Annotated in this window: 4 protein-coding genes; 2 read left to right on the forward strand and 2 right to left on the reverse strand. The window is 42.9% G+C overall.

Annotated elements, in window-relative coordinates; genetic code table 11:
* Nucleotides 1–30 precede the first annotated feature (30 nt).
* Together BLV90_RS16050 and BLV90_RS15840 are read right to left on the reverse strand one after the other, a co-directional pair.
* A complete protein-coding gene (locus tag BLV90_RS16050) occupies nucleotides 31–261 on the reverse strand; it encodes a hypothetical protein (protein ID WP_143035088.1) in 231 nt (76 codons plus the stop codon).
* Nucleotides 262–287: 26 nt separating this feature from the next.
* Entirely contained in the window at nucleotides 288–1,166 is an 879-nt protein-coding gene (locus BLV90_RS15840; RefSeq protein WP_091743079.1) for a nucleotidyltransferase-like protein, read from the reverse strand.
* Between the two features lie 207 nt (nucleotides 1,167–1,373).
* Here BLV90_RS15840 and BLV90_RS15845 point away from each other — a divergent pair, with 207 nt between their 5' ends.
* Nucleotides 1,374–1,697 (forward strand): DUF2614 family zinc ribbon-containing protein, encoded by a 324-nt coding sequence (locus BLV90_RS15845; protein WP_091743081.1) that lies wholly within the window; start codon nucleotides 1,374–1,376, stop codon nucleotides 1,695–1,697.
* 176 nt (nucleotides 1,698–1,873) lie between these two features.
* On the forward strand, nucleotides 1,874–2,055 hold a 182-nt coding region (locus BLV90_RS15850; RefSeq protein ID WP_177167880.1), incomplete at its 3' end, for a helix-turn-helix domain-containing protein.

Here is a 2,055-nt window from a genome sequence, read left to right on the forward strand (position 1 = left end):
ATCAAACTCTCCGTTAAAAAAGTTTGTGACTCATGAATTGAACAGGTCATTCATTCGCTCTTCAGTTTTCAAGGAACGCTTTGTTTTCCGGCCTTCCAGCCGATGCCGCTCTCTTACGGCGACAAGATCTATCTTATCATCTTCTGTAGATCCTGTCAACAACTTTTTTCGTTTCTTTTTTCGCAAGTAGCTTTTCATTTTCTCTTCCGCGAGGCTCACTTTTTTGCCATGCCCTCGCAGCGACAAGTAATAATTTATCATGGATAGCTCTAATGGTCAACCCTTTTTTACGAAAAAGTTTCAGAAATATAACGATAGCGATGATGTGCTCGATTATGTTCCCATAAAACGACCTCTTCTAACACAGAGCGTTTCACTAATTCCTCAATTAAAAGGGTAGGATCCATCGTCATCTGCTCCATCGCCAGCCTATATGAAAGTTTCTCTATACTCCATGTACCCCTTTCATCTCTCATTAACTCCAACAAGAACGAAGTATAATTTTTTAGTTTGGAGATCATGGAGTACTCCGTCGCTAATAATACGAGCCGTATCCGTTTTTCGATGGAATCATTCCCATGAATCAATTCGTAATTCAATTTATATAATGCTGGTTCCACAGGTTTCACTTGCCGCCATAGGCTAATTTCCGGATATCCACCCGCTTCAATGATAACGAGTCGTCCCCAATGTTGTAGTCCTTCTTGAATGGTTGCAAATGCATCCATCAGGTAACCACTGTTTAGGTGAACCTGAGTAGCTAGGTACCCCTCAAGCACATTGGCATACTCGATACACATCTTTTTTTCCTTCCATATAGGTGGAAGATCACGCAATGTAGTACAGATCGCTTCGAGGTACTGATTGGGGTCAACGAGGATTTCACCATATAGAAAGCATGGAATCAGATCTTCTCTTCCCCCAATCAAAAGCTCCTTCTCCAAGTGTGTAGCCTGAACATGGACCTCTTTGACCTTCCATGTGTCAACAACATAGGTGGAGAGACCACTATCATTCTTTTCCTCTTCACATAGAACTATGAGCAACAGATCCGCTACTCGTACATCGATTAATTGCACCGCAACAGTGGGAACTACCAGAGCACCTCGTGTTCCTCCACTTTCATTTACCCGCTGTTTGAGAACTGGATATACGATATCCTTCATCCCGCTTTCCTCCGTCAATCGCCGGCATACAGCCTTTACCCAATGGTTTCGACGAATGAGAAAAGAATCCTGCTCAGGAGATTAATCCTCTATAATTCCCGTTAAAGCTTCATTTTTCTCCTTGCTTCTTCATGGTATACTGATGAATGAAAATGGACGGGGACCGTGTAATGAGATGAGACGGTTCACCGGCAGGGGGAATTCGATATGCTCTTTGCCAGCAAAATCAATAAGTTTCGTACGGTTGCCTTATTGCTGATCTTTATTGGGATCGGCATTATGTATCTTGGTTTCCTTTGGCGAGAAGCTATGGTAGTATTTCTTATCCTTGGTATGTTAGGTATTTTCGCAAGTGTTGCCATCTATTTCTGGGTTGGGCTCCTTTCGACACAAGCTGCAAAGGTGCATTGTCCAAAATGCGGACGAATTACGAAGGTACTTGGTAAAATGGATGAATGCATGTACTGTAAAGCAACGCTTAGTCTTGACCCTACTCATGCAACAAAATCAGAACAATCCCCTAAAAAGTAATACACAGCATGTCACTCCACTAACCCCATCCCATCGATGGGGTTTTATAGAAAGCGCCGTAAAATCCCTGGCTTCAGCCATGGGATATAAGGCGCGTCGAACGAGGGAGGGGGAGTTTTTCCCTCTCGCAAGTTCGACTATCCCCGTATATAATTAAGTATAGGAGAGGTGAACTAATGCACAAAGCGTTTAAATTTCGTTTGTGTCCAACGAAGGAACAAACCAATCTCATCAATAAATCTATCGGCTGTAGTCGCTTCACGTTTAATCACTTTCTAGCCAGATGGAACGAATCCTATGACAGCACAGGAAAAGGTCTGACCTATGGAACCTGTTCTGCCCAACTGACTTCATTGAA

Source organism: Marininema mesophilum (assembly GCF_900106775.1).
GTDB lineage: Bacteria > Bacillota > Bacilli > Thermoactinomycetales > DSM-45169 > Marininema > Marininema mesophilum.

What these genes read in the sequence shown, in the direction of transcription:
- BLV90_RS16050 (WP_143035088.1), bottom strand. Translation starts at nt 261, where the DNA reads ATGATAAATTATTACTTGTCGCTGCGAGGGCATGGCAAAAAAGTGAGC.
- BLV90_RS15840 (WP_091743079.1), bottom strand. Translation starts at nt 1,166, where the DNA reads ATGAAGGATATCGTATATCCAGTTCTCAAACAGCGGGTAAATGAAAGT.
- BLV90_RS15845 (WP_091743081.1), top strand. Translation starts at nt 1,374, where the DNA reads ATGCTCTTTGCCAGCAAAATCAATAAGTTTCGTACGGTTGCCTTATTG.